The organism is uncultured Aquincola sp. (assembly GCF_964001545.1).
Lineage (GTDB): Bacteria > Pseudomonadota > Gammaproteobacteria > Burkholderiales > Burkholderiaceae_C > Aquincola.
Genome location: NZ_CAXFDV010000139.1, coordinates 1 through 2,169, shown reverse-complemented (window position 1 = coordinate 2,169; position 2,169 = coordinate 1). Strand labels below are relative to the sequence as shown.

Below are 2,169 nucleotides of genomic sequence, written 5' to 3'. Positions count from 1 at the left end.
TCCGGCGTCTTGAGCTTTTGCGGCTCGGGCGCCCAGGCTTGCGGGCTGGTGAGCAGCGCCTGGTACACGGTGGGCAGGTCGCCATTGCTGCGTTGCCAGGCTTGCACCATGCGGTCGACCAGCGCCGGCGGCGGATCGTCGGCCACGAAGTGGCGCGCCAGCTGGCCGCAGACGAAGCGGGCGGTGGCCGGGTGCTGCGCCAGGTGCTGCAGCACGGCCAGCAGGCTGCGGCCGTCGTCGGCGTCGTCGAAGGTACGGCCGAGCAGCGGCTGCGCGCCGGGCTCATGCCAGGCCGGGTCGAAGCGGGTGGGCACGAAGGCGTCCTTCGCCGGTGCCGCGCTGTCGGGCGCTGGCGGCGTCACCACCCGCCAGCCCGTGAGCACCTTGGCGAAGGCGGTGACGTCGGCCTGCGTGTACACGCCCTGGCGGGCCGAGACGGCGCCCAGCGTGTGAAGCTCCAGCACCTCGCGCGCCAGGTTCTCGTTCAGGCCCACGCGGCGGCTGGCCAGTGCGGCGTCTTCGGGCTGGCGGGCTTGCCGCTGCGCCAGCCGCGTGGCCAGCCGCGAGAGGGGGCCGGCGGAGCTTTCGTTGTCCAGGTAGCGCAGCATGGCCGCGTGCGTGGTGCTGGCCACCAGCATCGTCTCGAAGCGGCCGGCGATGTGCGGGCGGATGGCCTCGCGCTCGAAGCTGCCGGCCAGGCCGCGCATGCTGGCCTTGCCGGTGGACACGGTGAAGTGGTTGCTCCAGAACATCGCCAGCCGCTCGGCAAAGGGCCGCGGGCTGCGCACGGCGGTGGCCAGGCGGGCGCGCTGGTCGGCCAGCAGGGCCTCACGCAGCGGTTGTTCTGAGACAACGGCGGCCGGGGCGGAAGCGGCTGCATCCACCTCGCGCGCCATGCGCCGCCGCCGCACCACGTCGGCCTGCAGCGCCACCGCTTCGGCGCTGCTGGGCAGCGCGGGCTTGCCGGGCAGGTCGAGCTGGGGTTCGGCAGGCCCGACTTGCGCCAGCAGCCAGGCCAGCGGATCGGGGCGCACGTTGTCCAGCGTGGCTTCACCCAGGCCGAAGCGGTGGGCGGCGATGGCGGCACGGCGGGCGGCGTCGGGGTACTGCATGCCTTTGCAACGCAGCGGGGCGGGTGCCGGTTGAAGCCGCCGCCCCGCTGAAAGGCTTTTTTACGCGGCCGGCAGGTCGGCCAGCGGTGCCGGGTCGTAGTCGCCGGCCAGCGCGCGCCACACGCGCTCGGCGGTCACCGGCATCTGGATGCGCTCGGCCGCAGCGCCCTGGCCGGCAGCGTCCAGCGCGTCGATCACGGCATTGACCACCGCCGGCGTGGCGCCGATGGTGCCCAGCTCGCCCACGCCTTTGACGCCCAGCGGGTTGGTCAGGCACGGAATGGAGGTGTCGAACTGCGTCTTGAAGCCGACGAAGCCGTCGGCATGCGGCATCGCATAGTCCAGGAAGCTGGCCGTCAGCAGCTGGCCGCTGCTGCCGTCGTACACCACCTGTTCCAGCAGCGCCTGGCCAATGCCCTGCACCGCGCCGCCTTCGATCTGCCCGCGCACGATGGCGGGGCTGACCACGCGGCCGATGTCGTTGACCGAGGCATAGGCCACGATGGCCACCTGGCCGGTGGCGGGGTCAATTTCCACCTCGCAGATGTGGCAGCCGTTGGGCCAGCTGGGGGCGCTGACGGCATTGGTCACGTCCACGGTGATGCGCTGCGTGGGCTGGCGGCCAGCCAGCTCGAACAGGCCAATGCCCAGGTCGGTGCCGGCCACGCTCAGGCGGCCTTCGCGGTACTCGATGTCGCCGGCCGGGGCTTCCAGTGCTTCGGCCGCCAGCTGGCGGGCCGTGTCCACCGTGCGCTCGGAAGCCACCCGCACCGCGGAGCCGCCGGTGAAGAGGGACCGCGAACCTGCGCTGCCAAAGCCGTTGGCGCGGTCGGTGTCGCCCTGCAGCACGCGGATGCGGTCGATGGGCACGCCGAACACGTCCACCGCCAGTTGCGCATAGCTGGTGGCGATGCCCTGGCCCATGGCCTGCGTGGCCGAGGTGAGTTCGATGTAGCCATCGGCCGTGACGTCCACCACCACGCGCTCTTCCAGCGCATTGCCGCCGGTCCATTCCAGGAAGGTGGCGATGCCGCGGCCGCGCAGCCGGCCACGGGCC

The 2,169-nt window shown here is 72.6% G+C and carries 2 protein-coding genes; both read right to left on the bottom strand.

Annotated elements, in window-relative coordinates:
• A partial coding sequence (locus ABNT58_RS04635; protein ID WP_348752336.1) for a DUF1800 domain-containing protein occupies positions 1–1,112 on the bottom strand: 1,112 nt, incomplete at its 3' end.
• Positions 1,113–1,172: 60 nt separating this feature from the next.
• A partial coding sequence (locus tag ABNT58_RS04630) for a molybdopterin cofactor-binding domain-containing protein (RefSeq protein WP_348752335.1) occupies positions 1,173–2,169 on the bottom strand: 997 nt, incomplete at its 5' end.